The sequence below is a fragment of the Lactobacillus sp. UMNPBX16 genome (genome assembly GCF_002553775.1).
Taxonomy (GTDB): Bacteria; Bacillota; Bacilli; order Lactobacillales; family Lactobacillaceae; genus Lactobacillus; species Lactobacillus crispatus.
In genome coordinates this window covers 1-345 of the sequence record NZ_PCYU01000117.1, presented here as the reverse complement: position 1 = coordinate 345, position 345 = coordinate 1, and the positions used below count along the sequence as shown (strand labels likewise).

At 39.7% G+C, this 345-nt stretch carries 1 pseudogene; it reads left to right on the top strand.

The window, feature by feature from the left end:
- Positions 1-345, top strand: a pseudogene (locus CP367_RS10635) (SLAP domain-containing protein); the annotation flags it as partial.

Here is a 345-nt window from a genome sequence, read left to right as displayed (position 1 = left end):
TGGAAGACCAATACAACGCAGTTCAATACAGTGACAATAAGTACAATCCAGTAAATATTACTACTTATGCAGAAGCTGTTAAGGCTGAACTTAAGAACCAACACATTACTGTTGACAATGCTGGTAACTTTGAAGCACCTGATACCTTCACTGTAACTTTGAATGCTAAGTCAAATGTTAACGGCAAGACTGCTTCATTACCTGTAACTGTTTCAGTTCCAAACGGTAAGAAGACTACTGTTGACAGCCAAACCAAGACTATTATGCACAACGCTTACTACTACAAGGAAGACGGTACTACTCGTGCTAACAACGACAAGGCTAAGCGTTACGAATCAGTAACTG